Below are 25,147 nucleotides of genomic sequence, written 5' to 3'. Positions count from 1 at the left end.
AGGGGAAGATGAGCTTGCATCGTCCACTGCAATGCGAGAGCCTGCGCGCAATCCGCTGGGAACAGCAAGCCAGCACATCTCGGCGGGCTCATCCCGGCAGCGTGGACTCGACCCCGGTGCGAGAATAGCTGTTCTTCCTACATCACCGGCGAGGAGTGGCGTGGCGACTGCGACAATCAGGGCTCGCGGGTGGGCGCTGTTCGATGAGATCGTCGCCGCGGCGTCCCGCGAGGGCTACACCAACCCTTGGCGACGACCGGACTCTGGGGGCGACCCGATCTACGAGCCTGACTACGACACGCTGGAACGGTTGCTGGGGGTGCCGCTGCTGCTTGGGGCTACTAGCCAGACCGGTGTTCCGGCACTAGCGCTCGATGTCTGGGCGGCCTATGAGCTACGTCGGTCGGGCTTCAGCCCTGACGTTGTCTGGCCGAGGGCCGAGGCCCCACGAGTGCTGCCAACCGACGTTGCGTTGCTCTTGCGTTCGCTCCCTCTGTCGCTCCAAGGCCAGGTGCGGCAAGCCGTTGGCCGGGGCGCCGGAAGCGCCAACGCGAACATCCTGGGAAAAAATTACGTCAAACAGGTGGACGTCGGCATCAGTGCATGGAACACGGGACCAGAGCTGCTGATCTCGACAAAACGTATGGATTCCTCGTTCGGCAAGAACGCAGCTAACCGGGTCGAGGAGAGCTATGGAGACGCAAAGAACCTTCGACTGCGCCATCCTCTCGCTGCGCTTGGCTTCTTGTACGGGTTGCGCTCAACTGCGTTGACAACGGAGCCTGAGAAGGCGGCGTGGCTGATCGACCTTCTTGCAAAGCTTGGCGAGGAGGACGACGCGTACCACGCGGTTGGTTTGCTCATACCCCACTGGGGGGACGACCACGTGGAGCCGCCGTCAGACCAGGTGGGAGAGGACCCGCGGGACGATCCGCTTGTCGCGGCGGGTGTTCAGGCTCCTCTGCTTGATGCGCCAGAGGGTGCGGATGATCGTAACGACAGTTTAAGCGCCGACTTGGACCGCCTGCCTACGGTGATTTTGCTCAGGGGTCAGGTTCCGCCCGAACTCGATCCCGGACGCTTCCTCGGACTGATGGTCTCGCGAGTTCTGAAGCACAGTCCGATCAACTTCCATCTCGAAGCCCGCGAACGACGAGCCAGCTGCGATGTGCTTCCGGCGGGCGGCGAATCGTTGTCACTCTGGTAGATGAGACATTCCGTACGCCTCAAGAGCGGCCGCAGTGGCTGCGGCGCGGTCGCGGACTTGGAACGCTTCCCGTAGTGCAACGGCGAGGCTGGCGTCGATGCGATCTGGCTGGGGTGCACGGACGCGTCGAAGGTACTGCGCCTGAAATCGAAGGGTTCGCCCGCGCATCTTGACGCAGTAAGCCGCGACTTGCCGCTCCACCACTTCCGACAGGAGAAGCCCGCCTAGCACTTCGAGGTCCCACGCGTCGGACACGATGTAGTAGAGGTTGTGGTGCGGGTAGGTGTCGCCGGGCTCTAGCACCGGGCTGGCCTTGGCTTTTAGATCCTCCAAGAGCAGCTTGCGCTTCCCTTTGATCTCGAGCGAGACCCTGTCGATCGTCCGGTACCAACGAGCCGGATTATTCTTCGCGACGGCGCGCCTACGTACGACATCGCCATGCCTTTGCAGGTAACGCGACAGCAATGGCCAGTCGTCGAGATCAACCAAGCCGTCATCATCCCAAGGATTGATCAAGAATTGCTGGTTCCACTCAAAACTTCCGGACCGTATGTCGGCAGGCATGGCAAGCGGCAGGAGCCTATCCTCTTCTACGGCGTTTGGGTCGCGGGTGACGTATACGGCGTCAGCACCCGTGGCAACGCCGATCCGAATTCTGGTACCGGTTGCCTCGTCCTCCAGAACCGGGAGCTTTTCGGCCAGCGATTCCAACCACGCCAGCGTAGAAGGTGTGCCGTCCGGCCAAGAGTCGGCCGAGTCATGCCAATGTGGAAGGATCGCCGCTGTCACTGACTCGCTCTTGAACGGCCGCGCACCGGGTCGTTGCGCCCACTCGACAAGATTCGCCGCTGCAGGCCCGTCGAAATTCTCGCTGGCATCCCCGACAACCGCAGACCGCTGTGCACCCCGGCGGATAACCGTGATGGCGGGATATGCCGAGACGTCAGCTTCGAACGCAGCGACGTCGTGCATCACGAGGCATGTGTCGATCGCGTAGCCCTCGTTAAGGATCTTAGCGCGCAGAGCGCGGCCGTACTGGTTTCGCATCCATCTGTCAGCGCAGATAAAGCCGAGTTGGCCGTCTGCGGCCAGCAGGTCCAAAGCTCGTTCGTAGAAGCCCACATAGATATCGGCCCGGCCGCCCATCGTGGGGCGCGCCCGCCGGTAGGCGGCAAGAAGGTCCGCTTCGAGGTCCTCGATGCGCACATATGGCGGATTTCCTACTATGACATTAAATGACGTCGTTGTTATGTCATCCAAGAGGAAATCGGCTCGACGGACCCAAGCCGACGCGAGTTGCGCTGCTTCAGCAGCGGGGCAGCCCTCGTGACGCAAGCGGTCTGCCACTGCCTCTCGGCACATGAGGACGTGGCGCTGCTCGATGTCGACCGCAGAAATCGCGGAGGAGAGATCCGCCCAGCCCGTGGGCTCGGCCTGCCGTGCGCGAGCCGCGAGAAGCCGGTCAAGCGCAACCGACAGGAACGCCCCGGCACCTACAGCCGGGTCGAGTAGACGGAGCCCGGTCAGATCCTTGTCATCGGTGTAGCCGCACAGGTCAAGGATGAGCTCAACGATCCAGCGTCGAGTGAAGACCTCGCCTCGGCCTGCGGTCGTACCCATCTTGGCGAGACGATCGGAACGCGGGTTCGTTTCGTCTGCCGTGATCGTCACAGGGCCACGTTAGCCGACCGCAACCTGGCCGCCAGTCGGTTGGCGCGCTGCGTCGCCCACCTGTTGCGCTCGCCTCACTGGCGGAGTCGTGTGCAACACCGTAGGGTTACCAACGGTCATCACTGGGTCAGCGCAGCGTAGTGCCTGCGTGTAACCCTCAGGGATTGCGACGAGGCCGCCACCGGCGGACGCACCTGCTTGCGTCGCCTTGAGGCGAGCACGCAACAGGGCGCTCGGATCGTTCGATTTGACTTTTACCGACGCAGGTTGGCTGCTAGGCGGGCGACTACGCTGAATTGGGGGCGGGGGTCCGCTGGGGTTGCGCGGACGTTGAGCCAGCGTGGGACCGCTCGCATCGCAGTCTGGGAGCCCGTTGTCGTGAGGTCGCCGGCGCGGACAGCTTCGCGCCAGCTGAGCTCGCCGCGCCAGAGCAGTGTCATGCAGCGCAAGGTCGTCTCGACTGTCACGGCTACTGGCAGGCCCGGGTCGAAGTCGCAGACGTCTGCGTCGTCTGATGACAGGACCAGCCACCAGCGTTGGCTCTTCGGCGTCACGTCGCCGAGCAGGACGTGGATTACCGTGCGGCCTGGGGGGAGCGCCTCGCGGGTCACCTGGCGGCGCATGTCCCAGAAGAGCAAGTGCGGGTCCAGGTCTTCGTCGCCCAGCTCCGGTAGCCAGCGCATCGACCAGTCGCCCAAACCGTCGACAATGGCCTGCAGATCCTTGCCCGCCGGCGTCAAGCGGTAGATCACCTTGTTGCCGTCCGGGAAGCGTTCGATCACGCCTACGCGTTCCAGCCGCTGCAGGCGTTTCACGAGCAGCGCCGGGGACATGCGGGGGACGCCCCGGCGGATGTCGTTGAAGTGGCGGCTGCCCATCAGGAGTTCGCGGACTATCAGCAGTGTCCAGCGTTCGTCCAGGACCTCCAAGGCCTTGGAGACCGGGCAGAACTGGTAGTAGGTACCCACCTACTCAACGTAGGACCGAAGGGCAGTACAGAAACAGAACTGGTTGGCTTCATTTCGTGAACTGACGGCCGAGCCCGTCCGGGGGTGAGCATCGGATCCATGACTGACATCAAGGAATCCGTAGGGTCCATGTTGGGGCTGCTCGCCGGCTACGTCGGCCACCGCACCGTCGCCACCGGGCTGCGGGCCGGGCTCATCCACGCGCTCGCCCAGCACGGGCCCGCCACCCCGGACGAGCTCGCCGAACGCACCGAACACGATCCGTTCTACACCTTCGCCTGGTGCCGCGCCGCCTACGGCGCCGGTGTCTGCGACCGCCAGGGCGACGTCTACCGGCTCGCCGACAACCTCGACACCGTGCTGCTCGACGACACCTCCCCCGCGTACGTCGGCGGTGTCTTCAAGGTCCTCGAACAGCCCGAGATCTTCGACCGGTTCGAGGCGAGCCTCGCCAACGGCGAGCGGCTGTGGTGGGACGGCTGCTCACCCGATTTCATCCAGGCCGTCGGCGGCACCGGCCGGCCGTTCTACCGCCGCCTGGTCCCGGACGGGCTCGCCCGCGTGCCCGGCCTCGAAGCCAAGCTGCACAGCGGAGCACGCGTCCTCGACACCGCCTGCGGCTCCGGGCACGGGCTGGTCATGCTCGCCGACGCGTACCCGAACAGCACGATCGACGGTGTCGACGGTGACGCCCACTCGATCGACGTCGCCTGCGGGACGCTTAAGGCGAAGGGGCTCCAGGACCGCGTCAAGGTCTGGGACAGTCCACTGGAGAAGCTCGCCGTCAGCGAGCCCTACGACGTCGTGATCAACAACATCAGCATGCACGAGTGCCGGGACATCGACGCGGTGGCGCGCAACGTCAAGGCGGCGCTGAAGCCCGGTGGCGTGTTCGTCATCTCCGACTTCCCGTTCGCGGACGACGACGAGGGCCTGCGGACCGTGCCCGGCCGCGTGATGTCCGGCATCCAGATCTTCGAGGCGCAGATCGACGACCAGTTGCTGCCCCGCCGCGTCTACGACGACCTGCTGACCCGGCACGGCTTCACCGACCTGGGCTTCGCCTCGATCACCCCGATGCACGCCCTGACCTGGGGACACGCCTAGGAAGGTAGACCAACCACACATCGGACTGCGACGATATGCGCACTCTCAATGCAAAAACTGGAGGTGCCGTGCGTATACGTCTGCTCTCCGTCACCACCGCGGTCGTCCTCGCCGTCGCCGGTACGCCGGCGGCGGCGGCGCCCGAGCGCGGCTCGCATCACCGCCCCGTCATCTTCGTGCACGGCAGCGCCGGATCCGCGTCGCAGTTCGACTCGCAGGCCCGGCGGCTGACCAGCAACGGCTACCCCATCGACCGGATCGAAGCACACGAGTACGACAGCCCGAACATCGCGACGATCCTCCCCACCGTCTTCGCGGGCCTGGACGAGCGGATCGCCCGGCTCCTCGAGCGCACGAAGACCGACCAGGTCGACATCGTCGGGCACTCCCTCGGCACGTTCGTGATGCAGAGCTACCTCGCGAGTTCGCCGGCCAGGGCCGCCCGCGTCGCGCACTACGTCAACCTCGACGGCCGCACCGCGACCGCGCCGCCCGGCGGCGTGCCGACGCTCGCGGTCTGGGGCGAGGGCGACCAGACCCGCGCGATCACCGGCGCGACCAACGTCTACCTGCCCGACCAGTCACACACGCAGACGGTCTCCTCCGCGGAGTCCTTCCGGGCGATGTTCCGGTTCCTGACGGGGCGCGACCCGCGTACGACGACGATCGTGCCGACCGCCACCGCGCGGATCTCCGGTCGGGCCGTGCTCTTCCCGAGCAACGCCGGCGTCACCGACGCGACGCTCGAGGTCTACCGGGTCAGCCCGCTGACCGGCCGGCGCCTCGACCGCCACCCCGTGCATCGCGCCGCTCTCACCGGCGACGGCGCGTTCGGACCGGTCACTCTCAAGGGCAGCCAGCGGTACGAGTTCGCGGTCGTCCGGCCCGGCGCCGCCACGCACCACTTCTACTTCCAGCCGTTCCTCCGCGACGACGCGCTCGTCCGCCTGCTCACCAGCCGACCGGGCGAGGGCCTCGGCGCGCTCGTGGAGACCGGTGACCGGCACACCGCGCTGACCGTGCAGAGGCAGAAGGAATGGTGGGGTGACCAGGGCGCGGACGGCGACCGCCTGTGGGTCAACGGCACCGACATCCTCAACGCGGCCAACGCGCCCCGGGTCAAGCGGGTGATCGGGATCTTCGCCTTCGACGCGGGCAAGGACCGCAGGACGGACCTGACCGCACCGCTGCCGGCGTTCTTCGCCCAGACCTTCATCACGGGCATGGACGTCTTCGTCCCGGCCGCGCCGGCCCACCTCGGCCTGGTCTCGATCGTCGTCGGCCAACGCGGCGGCGGCTACGACCTCGCCAACGTGCCCAACTGGCCCTCGTCCGAACACCGGATCACGGTGAACGTCGACGACTTCTAGCCTGCGGGAGTGCTCGAAGGCGCCGCACTGCTCGTCGCTCCCACCGGTGAGATCGTCCGCGCCGGTGGGAGCGTCGACCCGCGTACCCGGTTCCAGGTCGCGTCGGTGAGCAGACCGTTCGCCGCCGCGGTGACACGGACATGGCCGGCCTCGACTCGCGACCGGCCGGGTCGGCCGCGACCTCATCAGGCAGGAGCCGCTGCTCGACCCGCCGGGGGCGGCGTCCTGGCGCGGATGCGGCAGCCGCTGGTGCTGCTGGCCTGCGGGCGTCGCGGGCTTAGGCGGACGGGCGGGGCTGCGGGACCGTGGTGGGGACCGTGGACTCGCGGATCACCAGGCGGCACGGCTGGCGGAGCACGCCCGTCGACGGGGTGCCGTCCAGCGCGCCGAAGAGGTGTTCGACCGCCGTCGCGCCCAGGTGTTCGAGGTTGAGGTCCACGGTGGTCAGCGGTGGGCGGCAGTCCGTGGCGAAGTCCTCCCAGTTGTCGTAGCCCACGATCGCCACGTCGTCAGGGATGCGGCGGCCCAGGTCGAGCAGCGTCTGGGAGACCCCCGTGGCGATCTGGTCGTTGCCGCAGAAGATGGCGTCGATCTCCGGCTCCGCCGAGAGCAGCATCCGCGCCGCGTGCCGGCCCCAGCGTTGCGACCATTCGCCGAACAGCGGCTCGCCACCGGCCAGCGCGAGGTCGTGCTCGGCCAGCACCGCGCGCAGACCCGTCACCCGGTCGCGGGCCGCCCGGTAGGCGTGCGGACCCGTCACGTGGGCGATCCGCCGGCGACCCAGCGCGACGAGGTGCTCCACCGCCAGCCGGGCCCCGCCCTCGTCGTCGGCCAGCAGCGAGAAGTCGCCCGGGTCCGCCGACTCCCCGTACACGTAGACGACCGGCACCGGGATGTCGCGGGTGAGGGACGGGCGGATGTCGTTGCTGTCGCCGAGCACGATGAAGCCGTCGACCCGGCGGGCGAGCAGCGTGCGGATGTAGTGCTGCCGGCGGATCGCGTCGCCGCGGGCGTCGCACAGCAGCACCGACATCTGCTCGTTGCCCAGCGCGTTCTCCGCGCCGAGCAGGATCGGGATCGAGAACCGGCCGCCGAGTTCGTCGGTGAGCAGGCCGATGGTCCGGGTGCGGCCCACGATCAGGCCGCGGGCCAGCGCGTTGGGGTGGAACGACAACTCGCTCGCGGCCTCCAGGACGCGTTGCCGGGTCGCCGCCGCCACCTGGGCGCGGTCGTTGAGCGCCTTCGATGCCGTGGCGACCGAGACGCCTGCCCGGCGCGCGACGTCGGACAACGTCACAGCCTGCGAACGGTGCCGCCCCATGGAAAACCTTTCGCCGACGTTTTCAGGTGCTGAACGCAACGTAGCAGCCTGAAGAGCGAGTGCGCGCCAGCCGATTTGGCATCTTGCCGAAAAGGTTTTCGGCGTTCAGAGTGAGCGCCATCACGAAACCTGGAGGTAACACGGTGGCAGCTTCCGACCCCACCGGCGGCCGGCCGGTGGACCCGTCCCGGGGTGCGCTCCGCCCGCTCGGCCTGGCCGAGGCGCGGATCACCGCGGGCTTCTGGGCCGACCGGCAGCGTGTCATCAGCGAGGGCAGCCTGGACCACGCCCGGGCCTGGATGGACAAGGTCGGGTGGACCGCCAACTTCACCATCGGCGGCGCGACCGGCCCGGCCGAGCACCGCGGGCGCGAGTTCGCCGACTCCGAGGTCTACAAGCTGATCGAGGCGATGTCCTGGGAGACCGGCCGCACGCCGGACCCCGCCCGGAAACGGGAGATCGACGAGCTCGTCGCGTTGGTCGGCGGCGCCCAGGAGAGCGACGGTTACCTCAACACCGCCTACGGCCGGCCCGGCCAGGCGCCGCGCTGGAGCGACCTGCAGTGGGGCCACGAGCTCTACTGCGCCGGCCATCTGCTGCAGGCCGCGGTGGCGCACACCCGGGTGCACGGCCCGGGCCCGCTGCTCGACATCGCCCGTGGGGTCGCCGACCACGTCTGCGAGACATTCGGTGAGACCGGCAGCACCGGCGTCTGCGGCCATCCGGAGATCGAGCCGGCGCTGGTCGAGCTCTACCGGGTCACGGGAGAGCGGAAATACCTCGACCAGGCCAAGCTCTTCGTCGGCCGGCGCGGGCACCAGACCCTGCCGGCGCACCAGTTCGGCTGGTCCTACTTCAGCGACGACATCCCGGTCCGCGACGCGACCGTCCTGCGTGGACACGCCGTCCGCGCGCTCTACCTGGCCTGCGGTGTGGTCGACGTCGCCGTCGAGACCGGCGACGACGCGTTGCTCGGGGCCGTGCGGGAGCAGTTCGACCGTACGCTCGCCCGGCGCACCTACCTGACCGGCGGCATGGGCTCGCGGCACATGGACGAGGCGTTCAGCGACGACTTCGTGCTGCCCTCCGACCGCGCCTACAGCGAGAGCTGCGCCGCGGTCGCCGCCGTCATGCTGTCCTGGCGGCTGTTGCTGGCCACCGGCGAGGTCCGCTACGCCGACGTCATCGAGCGCATCCTCTACAACGTGGTCGCCACCGCCATCGAGGACGACGGCCGCGCCTTCTTCTACGCGCACACGTTGCACCAGCGCACGCCCACCCGCGCCCTGCCGGACGACGAGGAGCAACTCGGCTTCGGCGGCGGGCCGCGGGCGCCCTGGTTCGAGGTGTCCTGCTGCCTGCCCAACGTGTCCCGCCTGCTGGCCAGCCTCGGCACCTACCTCGCCGCGGGCGACGACGAAGGCCTGCGGATCATGCAGTACGCGGACGCGACGGTCGACACGCGCCTCGCCGACGGCCGCCGCGTGGCACTGGAGGTCGCCACCGCCTATCCCGCCGACGGCGACGTCACCATCCGGATCACCGCGACGGACGGCGGCGAGTGGCCGCTGACCCTGCGCGTGCCCGAGTGGGCGCACGGCGCGACGGTGACGGTCGACGGCGTCACCGAGCAGGCGGAGAGCACGATCACCGTGCGGCGCGCGTTCGCCGTGGGCGACGAGGTCCACCTGCACCTGCCCGTGGCGCCCCGGTTCACCACGCCCGACCCGCGCATCGACGCCGTCCGCGGCTGTGTCGCGGTCGAGCGCGGTCCCGTCGTCTACTGTGCCGAGTCACCGGAGCGCGAGCCGATCGGCGACCTCGACCTGCTCCGGGTCGACCAGGGCCGGGCCCCGGCCGATGCCGGCGACGGCGTCGACGTCTGGGGCGGCCTCGCCACGGCGGCCGACAACGCCTGGCCCTACGACCACCCGGCGGGCGACGACCCGCCGCTCGGACTGATCCGGCTGTTGCCCTATCACCGGTGGGCGCGCCGCGGCCCCGCCACCATGCGGGTCTGGCTGCCCACCGTCCAGTCCCCTCGGCGAAGGAGTACGGATGGCTAGATACCGAGCACGACGCGTCGTCGCCGGCCTGGCGGCGGCGCTACTGGTCACCGCTGTCGCGGCCTGCGGCAACGACGAGGAACCCGCCGGCGGAGGCGCACAAGCCTCGGCCGACGACGGCGCCACGTTGACCCTGTGGACCCGCGCGGCGACAGAAGCGGTCTCCAAGGCGTACGCGGAGAAATACAACGCCACGCACAAGAACAAGGTGGAGGTGACCGCCTACCCCAACGAGGAGTACCCGGCCAAGTTGGCGTCGGCGGCCGGCGCGAAGGCGCTGCCGGACCTGTTCGCCTCCGACGTCGTGTTCGCCGCGCAGTACGCGTCGCAGGGCCTCTGGGTCGACCTGAGCGACCGGTTCGGCGCGCTCGACGTCAAGGACAAGGTCGCCCCGGCGCACGTGAAGGCCGGCACCTGGGAGGGCAAGACCTACGCCGTCCCGCACACCATCGACATGTCGGTGATGCTCTACAACAAGGACCTCTACGCGAAGGCCGGCCTCGACCCCGAGAAGCCGCCGACCACGCTCAAGGAGTTCGCGGAGCACGCCCGCAAGATCGACAAGCTGGGCGGTGACGTCAACGGCACCTACTTCGGCGGCAACTGCGGCGGCTGCGTCGAGTTCACGTTCTGGCCGTCGGTCTGGGCCGCGGGCGGCGCGGTGCTGGACGCCGAGGGCAACAACGCGAAGATCGACTCCACGGAGATGGCGGACGTCTTCGCCCTCTACCGCTCGCTCTACGACGAGGGCGTGGCCGCGCCGGCGTCGAAGGACGAGGCCGGCCCGACCTGGCTCGGTGCCCTGCAGGGCGGCAAGGTCGGCATCGCGCCCGGCCCGTCGGTCTGGCTCGGCCTGATCGAGGAGAAGGGCGTGAAGATGGGCGTGGCCCCGATTCCGGGTCCCGACGGGGGCGAGTCGACGTTCGTCGGCGGCGACGCGATCGGCATCGGCGCCACCAGCACCAAGGCCGCGCAGGCGTGGGACTTCCTCGCCTGGACCATGTCCGACGAGGCGCAGATCGAGGTCGTCGCGAAGAACAAGGGCGTGCCGACGCGTACGGACCTGGCCTCCAACAAGTACTCGTCGACCGACCCGCGGGTCGTGCTGATCAACTCGCTGATGGCCAAGGGCCAGACCCCGTACGCCCGCAACTTCAACGCCTCCTTCAACGACCCGCAGAGCCCGTGGCTGCAGACCGTGCGCGGCGCGCTCTTCGGTGACGCGGCGGCGGCGCTGAGCCAGGGCAACACCGACATCACGAAGTCCTTGCAACAGAGCTGAGACCCGGGGCCCCGGTAGGCCGTTCCGGGGCCCCACCCACCAAGCAAAAGGACGACGATGACGACCGTGATCTCCCCACGCCGGGAACAGCCGGCCGCACAGGCAGGCCGGCGCACGGTCCGCCGCCCGCGGAAGCGCCAGACGCGGCGCGCCTGGCTCGGCATCGCCTATGCCGGCCCGGCGGCGGTCATGGTCGCCCTGTTCTTCCTCGTCCCCCTGGTGCTGGTCGGCTGGATGTCGCTGCACCGGTGGCCGCTGCTCGCACCGCCCACGTTCAACGCCCCGGAGAACTTCACCGACATCGGCGACAACGAGCTCGTCCGGTCGGCGACCTGGTTCACCGTGAAATACACGGTCGTCATCACCGTGCTGCTCTTCGCCGTCGCCCTCGGCCTGGCCCTGCTGGTCCAGCATCGCCGGCCGGGCGTCGGCTTCCTGCGTACCGCCTTCTTCCTGCCCATGGCGGTCGGCTTCGCCAGCGCCTCCCTGCTCTTCCTCGGCCTGCTCAGCGACGAGATCGGGCCGGTCAGCGACCTGTTGCGGGCGGTCGGCCTGATCGACGGCTACGTCTCGTGGACCAGCGGCAGCGCCAACTCCGCGCTCGGCTCGGCCGTCGTGCTGGTGCTCTGGCGGTTCGCCGGCTTCAACATGCTGATCCTGTTGACCGGCCTGCAGGCGATCCCGCCGGAGATCTACGAGGCGGCCCGGGTCGACGGCGCCAGCCGCTGGCAGACCTTCCGCCGCATCACGCTGCCGCTGCTGCGCCCGACGATCGCCCTCGTGCTCACGCTGATGGTGACCGGGTCGCTGCTGGCCTTCGACCAGTTCTGGATCCTCACCCGCGGCGGGCCCGACAACAGCACCACCTCGCTGGTCATGGTGATCTACCGGGAGGCGTTCATCCGCCTCGACCTCGGCTCGGCCGCCGGCATCTCGGTGGTGCTGCTCGGGGTGCTGATCGTCTTCAACGTCATCCAACTCGGCGTCCTGCGCCGCCGGTCGAGCTGAGGGCAGCGCGATGAACCGTTCCCGCATCGGCTGGTCGGTCACCGGCGCCGCGCTGGCCATCCTGTTCCTGTTCCCGCTGCTCTGGAGCGGCTGGGCCTCGGTGCGCACGGGCTCCGGCTTCGGCCTGGAAAACTACGACCGGCTGTTCACCTCCGACAACGGCGTGCGGCCGCACCACGTGATCAACAGCCTGGTGGTCAGTGCCCTGACCGTCGGCGGCACGCTGTTCGTGGCGACGCTGGGCGGCTACGCCTTCGGTCGCTTCCGCTTCCCGGGCCGCGACCTGCTGTTCCTGGTCACCCTCGCGATCCTGATGGTCCCGTACGCGACGATCCTGATCGCCCTCTACGTGCTGCTGGGCTGGATCGGTCTCGAGGACACCCTGATCGGCCTGAGCCTCGTGCTGATCATGTTCCAGCTGCCCTTCTCGATCTTCATGATGCGCAACTCGTTCGAGGCGGTGCCGCACGAGTTAGAAGAATCGGCGCAGCTGGACGGGTGTGCCAGCGTCGGCACGCTCGTCCGGATCATGCTACCGGCAGTGAAACCGGGCCTGATCACGGTCGGGCTGTTCGCGTTCCTCACGTCGTGGAGCGAGTTCTTCGCGCCGCTGATCCTGCTCAACTCGACCGACAAGTTCACCACCACGCTCGCGGTCGTCAACATGCGTACGGCCAGCCACGGCTCGATCGACTACGCCGCGCTCGAGGCCGGCGTGGTCTTCATGGCCGTGCCCTGCCTGATCCTCTTCGCGTTCATGCAGCGCAGCTACGTCCGGGGCTTCACCTCGGGCGCCATCAAGGGGTAACACACCAGACTCCGGCGGCTCCATGGGCGGACTCTGGCCTTAGAAATTGATCTACATCTATGCAAGGAGAGGAGTCCCATGAACACCCGAAAAGCCCTGGCCAGCACAGCGAGCATCCTGGTGGCGGCCGGGCTCGCTCTCGTCGTCGGCGGCGCCCCGGCGAAAGCCGCGCCCGGCGACAACCTGGCCTGGACGGCCACGCCCAGCGCGTCCTACACCTCACCGTGGGAGAACGTCGCGGCGATCCGCGACGGCATCGACCCGACCCGGTCCAACGACACCGCCAACCCGCGGTGGGGCACCTGGCCCAACCAGGGCCAGCAGTGGGCCCAGCTCACCTGGACGAGCGCGCAGACGATCGGCGCCGCCGAGGTGTACTTCTTCGACGACGGCGGCGGCGTCCGGGTGCCCGCCTCCTGGCGCGTGCAGAGCTGGAACGGCAGCGCGTACGTCGACGTCGCCGGCGCGAGCGGCTATCCCGTGGCCGCCGACCGCTACAACCAGGTGACGTTCACGGCGGTCAGCACGACCCGGCTCCGCGTCGTCCTCCAAAGCGGAGCCGGATCGGTCGGGCTGCTCGAGGTGAAGGCACACGGCAACCCACCGACGGGCGGCAGCGGCTGGAACCCGCCCGGCAACCTGGTGACGCCGCTCAACCAGGTCTGGACCCACCAGGAGCAGACCTACAACAACGGCAACCTGTACGAGTTCCGCAACTACGGCTGGGACCAGCTGTTCGCCAACCGCGGCTCCATCAACTACTGCGTGCGCTGGGACTCGTCGGCGCCGGTCACCGCCGCCCAGCGGGACCAGGTGCACGCGGCGCTGGCCCGGCAATATCGCAAGTGGATGGACGTGATGGTGGGCCACAACAACTGGCCCTACACCGACGTCCCGGTGCGGGTCGTCGGCTGGGCGGTGCGGGACCGCGCGCAGCTCCAGTGGTCCGACACCAGCGTCGACATCTACGTCGGCGACATCCGCGAGAACGCGCCGCAGTGCGCCGCGCCCTGCGGCCGCTTCTTCAACCAGGGCGGCTCCTACCCGAACTGCCCGGGCGGCGCCGCGCGCCACTACGACCACTCGCTCTGGCTGACCGACGGCTTCGGCGGCGGCGCGGGCGGTGACTGGGGCCAGCGGATGGGCCGCGAGTACTTCATGAACAACCTCAACGCCGAGAACATGACGATCCTGTTGCACGAGATCGGGCACACCTACGGTCTCGACGACTTCTACGACTGGACGCCCAGCGGTGTCGGCGGCTTCATCATGCGCGCCGGCAGCGCTTCGTCGATCACCGAGTTCGACGCGTGGATGCTGCGCGACTGGTGGCGCCACCTGAAGAACCGGTACGGCTACTAACCCTTCGTGAAAGGTGCCGCGCATGCACAGACCCCCGCTGTCGCGCCGGACCGTCCTCAAGGCCGGCGCGGCAACGGCGGTGGCCACCACCGCCGCCGTCGCGCTACCGAGCACCGCACAGGCCGCCCGCCCGGACACCGGTGTCTCGGCGTACGCCTTCCCCCTCACCGCCGTCCGCCTGTTGGCGGGACCGTTCCAGGCCAACGCCGGCCGGACGATGTCCTACCTGACGTTCCTCGACGCCGACCGGCTCCTGCACATGTTCCGCGTCAACGCCGGCCTCGCCTCGTCGGCGACCCCGTGCGGCGGCTGGGAGTCGCCGACCACGGAGCTGCGCGGGCACTCCATCGGGCACGTGCTGACCGCGCTGGCCCAGGCGTACGCCAGCACCGGCGACGCCTCCTACAAGACCAAGGGCGACTACATCGTCACCCAGCTCGGCCTCTGCCAGGACCGGGCCGCCGCCCGCGGCTTCAACACCGGCTACCTGTCCGCGTACCCGGAGAGCTTCATCGACCGGGTGGAGACCGGGCAGACGGTCTGGGCGCCCTACTACACGCTGCACAAGATCATGGCCGGCCTGCTCGACATGCACCTGCTGGCCGGCAACGCCCAGGCGCTGACGATCCTCAACCGCAAGGCCGCCTGGGTGCAGTTCCGAAACAGCCGGCTGACGCTGGCCCAGCGGCAGGCCATGCTGCGCACCGAGTTCGGCGGCGTCGGCGAGACCCTCTACAACCTCTACCAGTACGGCGAGAACGCCGCGCACCTCACCACGGCCCACTATTTCGACCACGCGCAGATCTTCGACCCGCTGGCCAACAACGTCGACCAGCTCAACGGGTTCCACGCCAACACCCAGATCCCCAAGGCGCTCGCGGCGATCCGCGGCTACCACGCCACGGGCACGACGCGGTATCGCGACATCGCGAACAACTTCTGGAACTTTGTCGTCAACCAGCACTCGTACGCGATCGGCGGGAACTCCAACGGCGAGTACTTCCAGCAGCCGTTCGCGATCGCCAGCGAGCTCTCGGACACGACCTGTGAGTGCTGCAACTCGTACAACATGCTGAAGTTGACCCGGCAGTTGTTCTTCACGTTCCCGGCGCGCGCCGCGCAGCTGATGGACTTCTACGAGAAGACGCTCTACAACCACCTGCTCGGCGCGCAGAACCCGAGCTCGTCGCACGGCTTCCACTGCTACTACGTGCCGCTGCGGGCCGGTGGCATCAAGACCTACAGCAATGACTACAACAACTTCACCTGTTGCCACGGCACGGGCATGGAGACCAACACGAAGTACGGCGAGAGCATCTACTTCCACAACGGCAACACCCTGTGGGTCAACCTGTTCATCGCGTCCACCTTGACCTGGCCCGGGCGCGGCATCACGATCCGGCAGGACACCACCTACCCGGAGGCGGCGACCAGCCGGCTCACCGTCACCGGCTCCGGCGCGATCGACCTGCGGGTGCGCATCCCGGCCTGGACCTCGGGCGCGACGGTGCGGGTCAACGGTGTCGTCCAGGGCACGGCGACGCCGGGCAGCTACCTGGCGATCAACCGCACCTGGGCCAGCGGCGACACCGTCGACATCAGCCTGCCGATGTCGCTGCACACCGAGCCGACGCCCGACAACTCCGCCGTCCGCGCGGTCAAGCACGGGCCGATCGTGCTCGCCGGCCAGTACGGGTCGACCAACCTGAGCGGGCTGCCCACCCTCAACGCGAGCACCCTCGCGGCGACCAGCACGCCGTTGCAGTACACCGCGACGGCTTCGACAGGCTCAGTGACGCTGCTGCCGTTCTACAAGACGCACGGCGTGCGCTACACCGTCTACTGGAACGTGACGAACACACCGACGCTGCCGGCGTTCGTCGCGCACTACCCGTTCGACGAGTCGTCGGGCACCACCGCGGCGGACGCGACCGGAAACGGCCGCACGGCGACCCTGGCTGGCGGCGCCGGGCGTACCACCGGGCGCAGCGGCAACGCGGTCAACCTCAGCGGCTCCAGCCAATATGTCAGCCTGCCGTCGGGAATCCTGGCCGGCGCCACCTCGTTCACCATCGCCACCTGGGTGCGGGTCACCACGCTGGCCAACTGGGCCCGGCTGTTCGACTTCGGCACCGGCACGGGCACCTACCTGTTCCTCGTGCCGCGCAGCGGCAGCGGCACCGCCCGGTACGCCATCACCGCGGGTGGGGCCGGCGCGGAGCAGCGCATCGACGCGCCGTCCGCGCTGCCGGCCGGTGTGTGGACGCACGTCGCGGTCACGCACACCGGCAACCTCGGCGTCCTCTACGTCAACGGTGCGGAGGTCGCGCGCAACTCCGCCCTGACGACGCGGCCGTCGGGCCTGGGCACGACCACGCAGAACTGGATCGGGCGTTCGCAGTACAGCGGCGACCCGTACCTGAACGGCGCCGTCGACGGCTTCCGCGTCTACAGCCGCGCGTTGTCGGCGAGCGAGATCGCCTCCCTCAACTCCTCGGGTCTGTGAGGTCTTCCATGCGTAAACGTCTGGCGCTGGCCAGCGGGGTGGTGACGCTCGCGGCCGCCGTGCTGTTCGGCGCTGCCGCCCAGGCCGCCAACCCTGTCGTCACCGCCATCTACACGGCCGACCCGGCACCGCTGGTCGTCGGCAACACCATGTACATCTACACCGGGCGCTACGAGGCCTCGACCAGCCAGCAGAACTTCGTCATGCGGGAGTGGCACGTGCTCTCGTCGACGGACGCCGCGACCTGGACCGACCGCGGCGCCAGGGCCAACATCGCCACCTTCCCGTGGGCCGGCGCCGACGCGTGGGCCAGCGAGGTGGAGCCCCGCAACGGGCGCTACTACTGGTACACGTCGGTCAACGGCAACGGCGCGGGCTGGATGAACATCGGTGTCGCGGTGGGTGACAGCCCGCTCGGCCCGTTCACCGACGCCAAGGGCGGGCCGCTGATCAGCGACAGCACGCCCAACTCGTCGGGGCTCAACATCGACCCGACCGTGTTCGTCGACGACGACGGCCAGGCCTACCTGTACTGGGGCGGCTACTGGGCTCCCCGGGCGGTCCGGCTCGCCTCGAACATGATCGACACGGTCGGCTCGGTCGTCACGCCGCAGGGGCTCACCAACTACTGGGAGGCCCCGTTCATGTTCAAGCGCAACGGGCTCTACTACATGATCTACGCGGCCAACGACACGAACGGCTGCGTGACGTCGTCGAGCTACGCCTGTCAGCGGTACGCGACGGCGACGAACCCGATGGGGCCGTGGACCCACCGCGGCATCGTGCTCGGCCAGGTCTCGTCGACCACCAACCACGCGGGCGTCGTCGAGTTCAACGGCCAGTGGTACATGGTCTACCACAACGCCAACGCGCCCGGCGGCGGCAACTTCCGGCGGTCGGTGGCGGTCGACCGGATGTTCTTCAACGCCGACGGCACGATCCAGCGGGTGGTGCAGACGACCACGGGGCCGCCGGCGAACCCGGGCGGCGGTGGCGGTTCCGGCACCAATCTGGGACCGAGCGCCACCGCCTCGACGTCGTACGTGTCGTCGTGGGAGTCGCTCGCGGCCGTCAACAACGGTGGCACGCCGGCCAACTCGCAGGACCGGTCGAACCTGGCGTACGGGAATTGGCCGCAGCAGGGCACGCAGTGGATCGAGTACCAGTGGCCCTCGGCCCGGTCGATCAACCGGGTGGCCACCTACTGGTTCGACGACAACCAGGGCATCGACGTGCCCGCGTCGTGCCAGGTCCAGTACTGGAACGGCAGCGCCTACGTCGCCGTGCCCGGTCAGTCGGCCTGCGGGGTGGCCGGCAACACGTTCAACTCGACGACCTTTAACACGGTCAGCACGACCCGGTTGCGGCTGTCGATCACCTCTCGCTCCGGACTTTCCACCGGCGTCCTCGAATGGCAGGCCTTCCAGGCCTGATCCTCCTAGGAGGTGAGCCCCATGTCCCTACGTGTCAGACGTCCGAAGCTGGCCGCCGGCCTCGTCGCCGTCCTCGCCGGCAGCCTGTTGAGCGTCATCGCCGCGACCCCCGCGGCCGCGGCACAGACCATCGGCTACCCGACCTTCGGCAACACCGGCTCGATTCCCCAGCCGCCCGTCGGCTACAACGCCAACAACACCATGCAGGCCATCTACGACGCCGAGAGCGGCGGCACCGACTTCTGGATGGACCGGTTGCTCGGCCGCTCGGGCAACGACCCGGCCGGCACCTGGCTGATGACCCGCGGCCGAGGCGCGTACATGAACACCCACACGCCCTCGGTGATCGGGTTCGGCGGCAACGCCGCCTACTGGGACAACATCAGCAGCCAGGGTGCCTACAGCATCGTGCCGTCGCCGGGCACGTTCACCGAGCAGGCCTCGCAACGGTTCCAGGCGCCGAGCTACTGGCGCAGCGTGCACGCGAGCGGCTCGATCCGGATCACGGTCACGAAGTTCATCACCCACAACAACGTGCTCGTGACCAATATGGACATCGCGAACACGGGCTCGGCGTCCGCGACGCTCTCGCTGCGGGCGACCTCGCCGTACGCGACGACCGCCAGCGGCTCCGAGCTGACCGGCACCCGGGCGGTGAAGAACAACCTCACCACGCTGTTCCCGCGGTTCTCCGGTGACAGCTTCACGGTCAGCAGCGGCGGGCTCACCCGCTCGGTGACCGTCGGCGCCGGCCAGACCGTGACCGCCAAGGTGCAACTCGGCTTCGTGGCCAACGAGATCCCGGCCTCGCTGACCGAGTACAACAGCTACCGCGGCTTCACGCCGGCGACGGCGTTCGCGACCCACGTGCGGGCCTACAACCTGTGGTGGGCGCAGAACCTGCCGTACATCGACGTGCCGGACGCGGCCATCAAGAAGAACATCTACTACCGCTGGTGGCTGATGCGCTACAACTACCTCGACGTCGACATCCCGGGGCAGGACTTCCAGTTCCCGCAGTCGATCGAGGGTGTCACCGGTTACAACAACGCGATCGTGCTGACGCAGCCGATGCACATCGACGACCTGAAGTATCTGCGGTCGCCGGAATACTCCTACGGGCCGTGGCTGTCGATCGGGCAGTATTCGGCCAACGGGCGGTTCGTCGACAACCCGGGTGACCCGGAGAACTGGTCGAACTCGTACACGCAGTATGTGTCGGAGGCCGCCTGGAAGGCCTATCAGATCCACGGTGGACAGCCGGGGCTGCTGCAGAACTTCGCGCGTTACGCCGAGGGTGACGCCAAGGGCCAGCTCGCCTCCTACGACACCAACAACAACGGCGTCATCGAGTACGACTGGGGCGCGATGACCGGCAACGACGCCGACGCGGTGTCGTTCCACTGGCGCTCCGGCAACCTCGACCGGGCCGAGACCGCGTACGTCTGGGCGGGTGCGGTCGCCTCGCAACAGGCCTACGCGCTGCTCGGCAACTCCGCCAAGGCGAGTGAGATGCAGACGCTGGCCGACCGGATCCGCAACGGTGTCATCAACACCCTGTGGAACCCGTCGCGGCAGCTCCTGGAGCACAAGCACGTCAGCACGAACGCCTTCGTGCCGTGGAAGGAAATCAACAACTACTACCCGTACTCGGTGGGCCTGATGCCCAATACCGCGCAGTACCGCGAGGCGTTGCGGCTCTACGCCGACCCGGCCGACTACCCCATCTTCCCGTTCTACACCGCGAACCAGCGGGACAAGGCCGCCGCGGCGGCCGCCGGGCAGCCGGGTAGCAACAACTTCTCGACCATCAACTCGACGGTGCAGTTCCGTCTCTACTCGTCGGCGCTGCGCAACTACCCGAACTCGTGGATGACCACCGAGGACTACAAGAAGCTGCTGTACTGGAACGCCTGGGCGCAGTACCCGAACGGCGACACCCGGTATCCGGACGCCAACGAGTTCTGGGCCGACTGGAACGGCAGCAGCATCCAATATCGTTCGTGGATCCACCACAACATCCTCGGCAGCAGCAACTGGACCGTGATCGAGGACGTGGCCGGCCTGCGTCCGCGGGTCGACACCCAGATCGAGCTGTCGCCGATCAACATCGGGTGGAGCCACTTCGCGGTCAACAACCTGCGCTACCGCAACGCGAACCTGTCGATCGTCTGGGACGACCCGGCCGACGGCGTGACGCGCTACAGCGGCATCCCGCAGGGCTACTCCATCTTCCTCAACGGCACCCGGGTGGCCACCGTCGACCGGCTCACCCGTGTGCTCTACAACCCGTCGAACGGGTCGGTCACCTTCCCGTCCGGCTCCGGCGTGGTCACCTTCAGCACGTCGTTCTCGGGCCTGCAGGCGCCGCAGAACGTCAACCTGAACAGCGCGCGGATGGTGGACGTGGCCGCGAAGGCCGGCGTCGACCTGACGTCGTCGCTGCCGAACCTGGCGTCGGGGGCGTCAGTCTCGGCGTCCTACACGGCGTCGGGCACGTCGCCCACCGGTGCCGTCGACGGCTTCCCGACCAACGCCCCGATCTGGGGTGCCTACGGGAGCCCGAACAGCAGCGACTGGTACGAGGTGAACTTCGGGACCAGCCGGGCCGTGGACGAGGCCCGGATCTACTTCCGCAACGACCGGGCGACCAACCGCTACCGGCCGCCGTCGTCCTACACCGTGCAGTACTGGAACGGCAGCGCGTTCGTCGCGGCGGGCAACCAGGTGAAGTCGCCGGGATCGCCGCAGTCCAACTACAACAAGGTGAGCTTCACACCGGTATCGACGACCCGGCTGCGGATCTCCTTCACGCACGCGTCCGGGTCGGCGAAGACCGGGTTGACCGAACTGAAGCTCTACAACCGCGGCGGGACCAACCCTGACCCGGATCCCGATCCGGAGCCCGGCGGCAACCTTGCGCTGTCGGCGACGCCGTCGGCCTCGTACACCTCGTCCTGGGAGAGTGTCGCGGCCATCAACGACGGCATCGACCCACCGTCGTCCAACGACACGGTCAACGACCGCTGGGGCACCTGGCCCAACACGGGCGCCCAGTGGGCGGAGCTGACGTGGTCGTCGGCGCAGACGCTGCGTTCGGCGCAGGTCTACTTCTTCGATGACAACGGAGGCGTACGCGTCCCGGCGTCGTGGACCCTGCAGTACTGGAACGGAAGCTCCTATGTGAACGTTCCGTCGGCGAGCGGGTACCCGGTGGCGCTCAACGCGTACAACACCGTCACCTTCGGCCAGGTGAGCACCACCCGGTTGCGGGTCGCGCTGCAGAGCGGCGCGGGCTCGGTCGGGCTGCTCGAGGTGAAGGCCTTCGGTTAGACCGGTTCATCGGTGGCGGGTCCCGGAGTCGCGGGGCCCGCCACCGCTACCGGCCGGGGCGCGGGCCAGTGGTCTCGCACCGCGTCTCCGGGCGTCTTCTCGCCGAGCCGGCCCAGGCCCCACGTGGCGAGCGCGTCGAGAACCGGTGCGACCTCGGCGCCGGCGTCGGTGAGCGTGTACATCCGCACGCCGCCCCGCTCTCGGCTGACCAACCCGTCGGCCTCCAGCTCGCGCAGGCGGGTGGCCAGCACGTCGGTGCTGATGCCGGGCAGATCCGCCAGCAGGTCGCTGTAGCGGCGCGGCCCCGCCAGCAACTCGCGGACGATCAGCAACGCCCAGCGTTCGCCGAGGTGGTCGAGCGCGCGGGCGATCCCGCAGTAGTGGTCGTAGCTGCGCCGTGGCATGGACCGCACCCTACCAAGCAGTTGGTTGGACTTTCCAAGTAGCTGCTTGGTATAACCAAGCAATGCAGCTGGACCAGTCCGCGAAGCTCGCCGGCATCCACTACGACATCCGCGGCCCGGTGCTGCGCGAGGCACAGCGGCTCGAGCAGGAGGGCCACCACGTCCTCAAGCTGCACATCGGCAACCCGGCCCCGTTCGGCTTCGAGGCGCCGGTCGAGCTCCTCCAGGACATGATCCGCAACCTGCCACAGGCCCACGGGTACGGCGACGCCAAGGGCCTGCTGTCGGCGCGCCGCGCGGTCACCCAGTACTACGAGCAGCGGGGCGTCGCCGGCGTTGACGTCGAGGACGTCTATCTCGGCAACGGTGTCTCCGAGCTGATCGTGATGGCCCTGCAGGCCATGCTGAACCCGGGCGACGAGGTGCTCATCCCGGCGCCCGACTATCCGTTGTGGACGGCCGCCACCAGCCTCGCCGGTGGGCGGCCCGTGCACTACCTCTGCGACGAGTCCGCCGGCTGGTTCCCGGATCTGGCCGACATCGAGGCGCGGATCACGCCGGCCACCCGGGCGCTGGTGCTGATCAACCCCAACAACCCGACCGGCGCCGTCTACTCGGACGAGCTGCTCGACGGGCTGGCCGAGTTGGCCCGCCGCCACCAACTCGTGCTGCTCTCCGACGAGATCTACGACCGGGTCCTCTACGACGGCGTCACCCACACCTCGATCGCCGCGCTCGCGCCCGACGTGTTCTGCCTGACCTTCGGCGGACTGTCCAAGGTCTACCGGGTGCCCGGCTTCCGGTCGGGCTGGCTCGTGGTGTCGGGCCCCAACCAGCACGCCCGCGGTTACCTGGACGGGCTCGACACGCTCGCCAACCTGCGGCTGTGCCCCAACGTCCCGGCCCAGCACGCGATCCAGGCGGCGCTCGGCGGCCGGCAGGACATCGTGGACCTGCTGCTGCCCGGCGGCCGCCTGGTGGAGCAGCGCAACCGGGCCGTGGAGCTGCTCAACGAGATCCCCGGAGTCTCCTGCGTGCTGCCGCAGGGCGCCCTTTACGCCTTCCCGCGCATCGATCCTGACGTCTACCCGATCGCCGACGACGAGCGGTTCGTGCTCGACCTGTTGCGACGGGAGAAGATCCTCGTCATGCACGGCACGGGATTCAACTGGCCGCGGCCCGACCACTTCCGCGTGGTGACGCTGCAGCCCGTCGACGACCTCGACGCCGCGATCCGGCGGGTCGGCCGCTTCCTGGCGGGCTACCAGCAGTAGGTCAGGCTAGGCCGGCAGGCGGTTGACCAGCGTGAGCGTCGCCTCGATGACGTGCTCCGGGTCGTAGCAGGTGCCGGCGTCGAGGGTGTCGCCGTGGCGGCGGGCGAAGGCGGCGCTGCCGTAGCGGCTGCCGACGAACAGGACCGTGCGTTCGTGGACGAGCGGGTCCGTCTCCAGGAGCGGAATGCCGCGGATGCGGCCGCCGAGGTCGTGGGGGAGGTTGGTGCCCAGCACGAACACGTCGATGCCCCGGTTGGTCAGGTAGGTGTGGCGCAGGCGGGCCTCGTCGTCGAAACCCCCGTCACCCACGTTGACCGTCAGGATCGCCGGGCTGGACGTCTGCTTCGCCTGGTACTCGATGTGCTCGGCCATGTTCTCGAACAGGTCGTCGGTCGTGGGATGCACGTCGGTCGTCGGCGCGAGCACCTCGAACGGCGTCGTGCGGGAGACCCGGCGGCTCTTGACCCGGGCGAGCTCGTGCTCCGAGCAGCGCACGTCCTTCGGCGGCAACGGGCCGGGCCGGCCGAACAGCCACCCCTGGCCCAGGGTCGCACCCAGCGAGCGGGCCACGGCGACGTGCTCCCGGGTTTCGATGCCCTCGGCCAGGATCTGCGCACCCCGGCGGTTGGCTTCGTCGAGGACCGCGTTGACGACCTGCGAGACCGCCCACGAGTTCGCCCGGCTCTGGATGATCGACCGGTCGAGCTTGATGATGTCCGGGTTGATCAGGGGCATCGCGGCCAGGCTGCCGGGCTCCGCCCCGACGTCGTCGAGGGCGATCCGGGCGGTGCGCCGGCGCGCGTCGAGGACGGCCTCGAGCAGCCGTGCGGGCTCCCGCATGACCGACTGCTCGGTGATCTCCAGGACCACCGGCCGCTCCTGGGTCAGCCCGGTGTACTCCTTGATCACCTCGTCGGGTGGGTCGAGGACCAGGGTGTCCGGGTTGAGGTTGACGAACAGGGCGAGCTCTTCCGGCAGTTCCGCCGTGCGGAAGTGGCGCCCTGCCGCCGAGGCGCACATCCAGTCGAGCTCGGCCGCCCGGCCCGCCCGGGTCGCGGCCGCGAAGAGCGCCGCCGCCTCGCGGAACGGCCCCTCGGGACCACGGGCGAGCGCCTCGAACCCCACGGGCCGCTCGTCGGCCAGCGCGACGACCGGCTGGAACACGGGCTGGATCAACCGTCCCGCCAGCACGGCATCGAAGTCCACGTCGAGCGCGGGCCGCACGTCTTCCTGCACCACCTTCGCCTTTCCACTCCTGGGGCGGGCAAACGCGCTGGGGCTGCCGGTGCTGGTGGGTCAGGCGTGCTTGCGGGCGAGCACGAGCCGGCACCGCGGGCTGCCGTCGCTGTGCTCGCCGAGCCCGGTCAGCGCGACGGCCTCGACGGTGAACCCGGCGGCGGCCAGGTCGGCGCTGACGGCGGGCACCGCCCCGGTCCGGTAGTACATGACGAAGGGCGGCTTCCAGACGGCGTTGCGCACCCGCATGGCCACGTCGAAGCCGAGTGTGACCCAGTGGGCGACCGAGGTGGCCGGTGGCAGGGTGCCGACCGGGAACGCGAAGAGCCCGCCCGGCCGCAGCGCGCGATGGACGCCCGCGAACAGCGCGGGCCGCTCCGCGGGCAGGAAATGCCCGAGTGCACCGAACGTCACGGCGAGGTCGAACCCGGCCGCGAACGGCATGGCCCGGGCGTCGGCCCGCACCCAGGTGCCGTCGGGATGCGCCACGCGGGCCTGCCCCAGCATCCCGGCGCTGAAGTCGACGCCGGTGAAGCCCCTCGTGCACAGCGGCCGGAGCACCAGCGTCCCCGCGCCGGTGCCGCAGCAGACGTCGAGCCCGCGGCCGAACGGCCCGAACGTGGAGAGCACCTCGGTGGTCGCCCCGAGAATGCTCGAGGGGGTACGGAACGGCGTGTAGTCGAACTTCGGCGCCAGCAGGTCGTAACCGTGCTCGACCGACGACAACGCCTGGACGCACAGTTCACCCAGTGACGGACCGCGAGGCGAGAACACAGCCCCGAGGGTAGGCC

Annotated in this window: 18 protein-coding genes; 12 read left to right on the top strand and 6 right to left on the bottom strand. The window is 68.9% G+C overall.

From position 1 onward, the window contains the following. Positions 1–1,207 (top strand): hypothetical protein (locus Asi02nite_RS30040; RefSeq protein WP_239127241.1); only part of this gene is annotated, 1,207 nt, incomplete at its 5' end. On the opposite strand, the gene Asi02nite_RS30035 is transcribed toward Asi02nite_RS30040, so the two are convergent. Beyond that, positions 1,196–2,878 carry an Eco57I restriction-modification methylase domain-containing protein gene (locus Asi02nite_RS30035; protein WP_239127239.1) on the bottom strand — a complete coding sequence of 561 codons (1,683 nt, stop codon included), beginning with the start codon at positions 2,876–2,878 and terminating at the stop codon, positions 1,196–1,198. The genes Asi02nite_RS30040 and Asi02nite_RS30035 overlap by 12 nt on opposite strands. Positions 2,879–3,132: 254 nt before the next feature. Further along, the gene (locus Asi02nite_RS30030; RefSeq protein ID WP_203717363.1) at positions 3,133–3,846 is read right to left on the bottom strand and encodes a winged helix-turn-helix transcriptional regulator; all 714 of its coding nucleotides are present in this window, start codon (positions 3,844–3,846) and stop codon (positions 3,133–3,135) included. A 99-nt stretch (positions 3,847–3,945) separates the two neighbouring features. Here Asi02nite_RS30030 and Asi02nite_RS30025 point away from each other — a divergent pair, with 99 nt between their 5' ends. Together Asi02nite_RS30025 and Asi02nite_RS30020 are read left to right on the top strand one after the other, a co-directional pair. After that, entirely contained in the window at positions 3,946–4,953 is a 1,008-nt protein-coding gene (locus tag Asi02nite_RS30025) for a class I SAM-dependent methyltransferase (protein WP_203717362.1), read from the top strand. Between the two features lie 68 nt (positions 4,954–5,021). After that, positions 5,022–6,323: an alpha/beta hydrolase gene (locus Asi02nite_RS30020; protein WP_239127237.1), complete on the top strand. Its 1,302-nt coding sequence runs from the start codon at positions 5,022–5,024 to the stop codon at positions 6,321–6,323. A 277-nt stretch (positions 6,324–6,600) separates the two neighbouring features. On the opposite strand, the gene Asi02nite_RS30015 is transcribed toward Asi02nite_RS30020, so the two are convergent. Further along, positions 6,601–7,644, bottom strand: a complete 1,044-nt coding sequence (locus tag Asi02nite_RS30015) for a LacI family DNA-binding transcriptional regulator (protein WP_203717360.1) — start codon at positions 7,642–7,644, stop codon at positions 6,601–6,603. A gap of 143 nt (positions 7,645–7,787) precedes the next feature. Between Asi02nite_RS30015 and Asi02nite_RS30010 the strand changes: the two genes are divergently transcribed. The 8 genes from Asi02nite_RS30010 to Asi02nite_RS29975 all read left to right on the top strand — a co-directional run bounded on the left by Asi02nite_RS30010 (position 7,788) and on the right by Asi02nite_RS29975 (position 21,442). Continuing rightward, the gene (locus Asi02nite_RS30010) at positions 7,788–9,710 is read left to right on the top strand and encodes a glycoside hydrolase family 127 protein (RefSeq protein WP_203717359.1); all 1,923 of its coding nucleotides are present in this window, start codon (positions 7,788–7,790) and stop codon (positions 9,708–9,710) included. After that, on the top strand, positions 9,703–10,992 hold the full coding sequence (locus Asi02nite_RS30005; RefSeq protein WP_203717358.1) for an ABC transporter substrate-binding protein: 1,290 nt from the start codon (positions 9,703–9,705) through the stop codon (positions 10,990–10,992). Before Asi02nite_RS30010 ends, Asi02nite_RS30005 begins: the two co-directional genes overlap by 8 nt. 57 nt (positions 10,993–11,049) lie before the next feature. Continuing rightward, entirely contained in the window at positions 11,050–12,000 is a 951-nt protein-coding gene (locus tag Asi02nite_RS30000; protein WP_203717357.1) for a carbohydrate ABC transporter permease, read from the top strand. A 10-nt stretch (positions 12,001–12,010) separates the two neighbouring features. Further along, positions 12,011–12,808 (top strand): carbohydrate ABC transporter permease, encoded by a 798-nt coding sequence (locus Asi02nite_RS29995; RefSeq protein WP_203717356.1) that lies wholly within the window; start codon positions 12,011–12,013, stop codon positions 12,806–12,808. Between the two features lie 78 nt (positions 12,809–12,886). Next, positions 12,887–14,170, top strand: a complete 1,284-nt coding sequence (locus Asi02nite_RS29990; protein ID WP_203717355.1) for a cellulose-binding protein — start codon at positions 12,887–12,889, stop codon at positions 14,168–14,170. A gap of 22 nt (positions 14,171–14,192) precedes the next feature. Next, a complete protein-coding gene (locus Asi02nite_RS29985; protein ID WP_203717354.1) occupies positions 14,193–16,676 on the top strand; it encodes a glycoside hydrolase family 127 protein in 2,484 nt (827 codons plus the stop codon). Between the two features lie 8 nt (positions 16,677–16,684). Next, positions 16,685–18,109, top strand: a complete 1,425-nt coding sequence (locus tag Asi02nite_RS29980; protein ID WP_203717353.1) for a glycoside hydrolase family 43 protein — start codon at positions 16,685–16,687, stop codon at positions 18,107–18,109. A gap of 21 nt (positions 18,110–18,130) precedes the next feature. Beyond that, positions 18,131–21,442: a discoidin domain-containing protein gene (locus tag Asi02nite_RS29975; RefSeq protein WP_203717352.1), complete on the top strand. Its 3,312-nt coding sequence runs from the start codon at positions 18,131–18,133 to the stop codon at positions 21,440–21,442. Here Asi02nite_RS29975 and Asi02nite_RS29970 read toward each other — a convergent pair. Continuing rightward, positions 21,439–21,846, bottom strand: coding sequence for a winged helix-turn-helix transcriptional regulator (locus Asi02nite_RS29970; protein ID WP_203717351.1), 408 nt, complete (start codon positions 21,844–21,846; stop codon positions 21,439–21,441). The two genes, Asi02nite_RS29975 and Asi02nite_RS29970, sit on opposite strands and share 4 nt — an antisense overlap. A 62-nt stretch (positions 21,847–21,908) precedes the next feature. On the opposite strand from Asi02nite_RS29970, the gene Asi02nite_RS29965 reads away from it, so the two are divergent. After that, positions 21,909–23,120, top strand: a complete 1,212-nt coding sequence (locus Asi02nite_RS29965; RefSeq protein ID WP_203717350.1) for a pyridoxal phosphate-dependent aminotransferase — start codon at positions 21,909–21,911, stop codon at positions 23,118–23,120. A gap of 6 nt (positions 23,121–23,126) precedes the next feature. Here the strand turns inward: Asi02nite_RS29965 and Asi02nite_RS29960 are convergent, their stop codons facing one another. Beyond that, positions 23,127–24,356, bottom strand: coding sequence for an EAL domain-containing protein (locus tag Asi02nite_RS29960; protein ID WP_203717349.1), 1,230 nt, complete (start codon positions 24,354–24,356; stop codon positions 23,127–23,129). Positions 24,357–24,416: 60 nt separating this feature from the next. Continuing rightward, positions 24,417–25,130 carry a class I SAM-dependent methyltransferase gene (locus Asi02nite_RS29955; protein ID WP_203717348.1) on the bottom strand — a complete coding sequence of 238 codons (714 nt, stop codon included), beginning with the start codon at positions 25,128–25,130 and terminating at the stop codon, positions 24,417–24,419. Positions 25,131–25,147: the final 17 nt, after the last annotated feature.

The sequence above is a fragment of the Asanoa siamensis genome (genome assembly GCF_016862555.1).
Lineage (GTDB): Bacteria > Actinomycetota > Actinomycetes > Mycobacteriales > Micromonosporaceae > Asanoa > Asanoa siamensis.
This window is presented reverse-complemented; position numbering and strand designations above follow the sequence as displayed.

Bases quoted from the DNA above. Each gene is read 5' to 3' on its own strand.
- Asi02nite_RS30025 (WP_203717362.1), top strand. From the start codon at position 3,946: ATGACTGACATCAAGGAATCCGTAGGGTCCATGTTGGGGCTGCTCGCC.
- Asi02nite_RS30015 (WP_203717360.1), bottom strand. From the start codon at position 7,644: ATGGGGCGGCACCGTTCGCAGGCTGTGACGTTGTCCGACGTCGCGCGC.
- Asi02nite_RS30005 (WP_203717358.1), top strand. From the start codon at position 9,703: ATGGCTAGATACCGAGCACGACGCGTCGTCGCCGGCCTGGCGGCGGCG.
- Asi02nite_RS30000 (WP_203717357.1), top strand. From the start codon at position 11,050: ATGACGACCGTGATCTCCCCACGCCGGGAACAGCCGGCCGCACAGGCA.
- Asi02nite_RS29995 (WP_203717356.1), top strand. From the start codon at position 12,011: ATGAACCGTTCCCGCATCGGCTGGTCGGTCACCGGCGCCGCGCTGGCC.
- Asi02nite_RS29990 (WP_203717355.1), top strand. From the start codon at position 12,887: ATGAACACCCGAAAAGCCCTGGCCAGCACAGCGAGCATCCTGGTGGCG.
- Asi02nite_RS29985 (WP_203717354.1), top strand. From the start codon at position 14,193: ATGCACAGACCCCCGCTGTCGCGCCGGACCGTCCTCAAGGCCGGCGCG.
- Asi02nite_RS29980 (WP_203717353.1), top strand. From the start codon at position 16,685: ATGCGTAAACGTCTGGCGCTGGCCAGCGGGGTGGTGACGCTCGCGGCC.
- Asi02nite_RS29975 (WP_203717352.1), top strand. From the start codon at position 18,131: ATGTCCCTACGTGTCAGACGTCCGAAGCTGGCCGCCGGCCTCGTCGCC.
- Asi02nite_RS29970 (WP_203717351.1), bottom strand. From the start codon at position 21,846: ATGCCACGGCGCAGCTACGACCACTACTGCGGGATCGCCCGCGCGCTC.
- Asi02nite_RS29965 (WP_203717350.1), top strand. From the start codon at position 21,909: ATGCAGCTGGACCAGTCCGCGAAGCTCGCCGGCATCCACTACGACATC.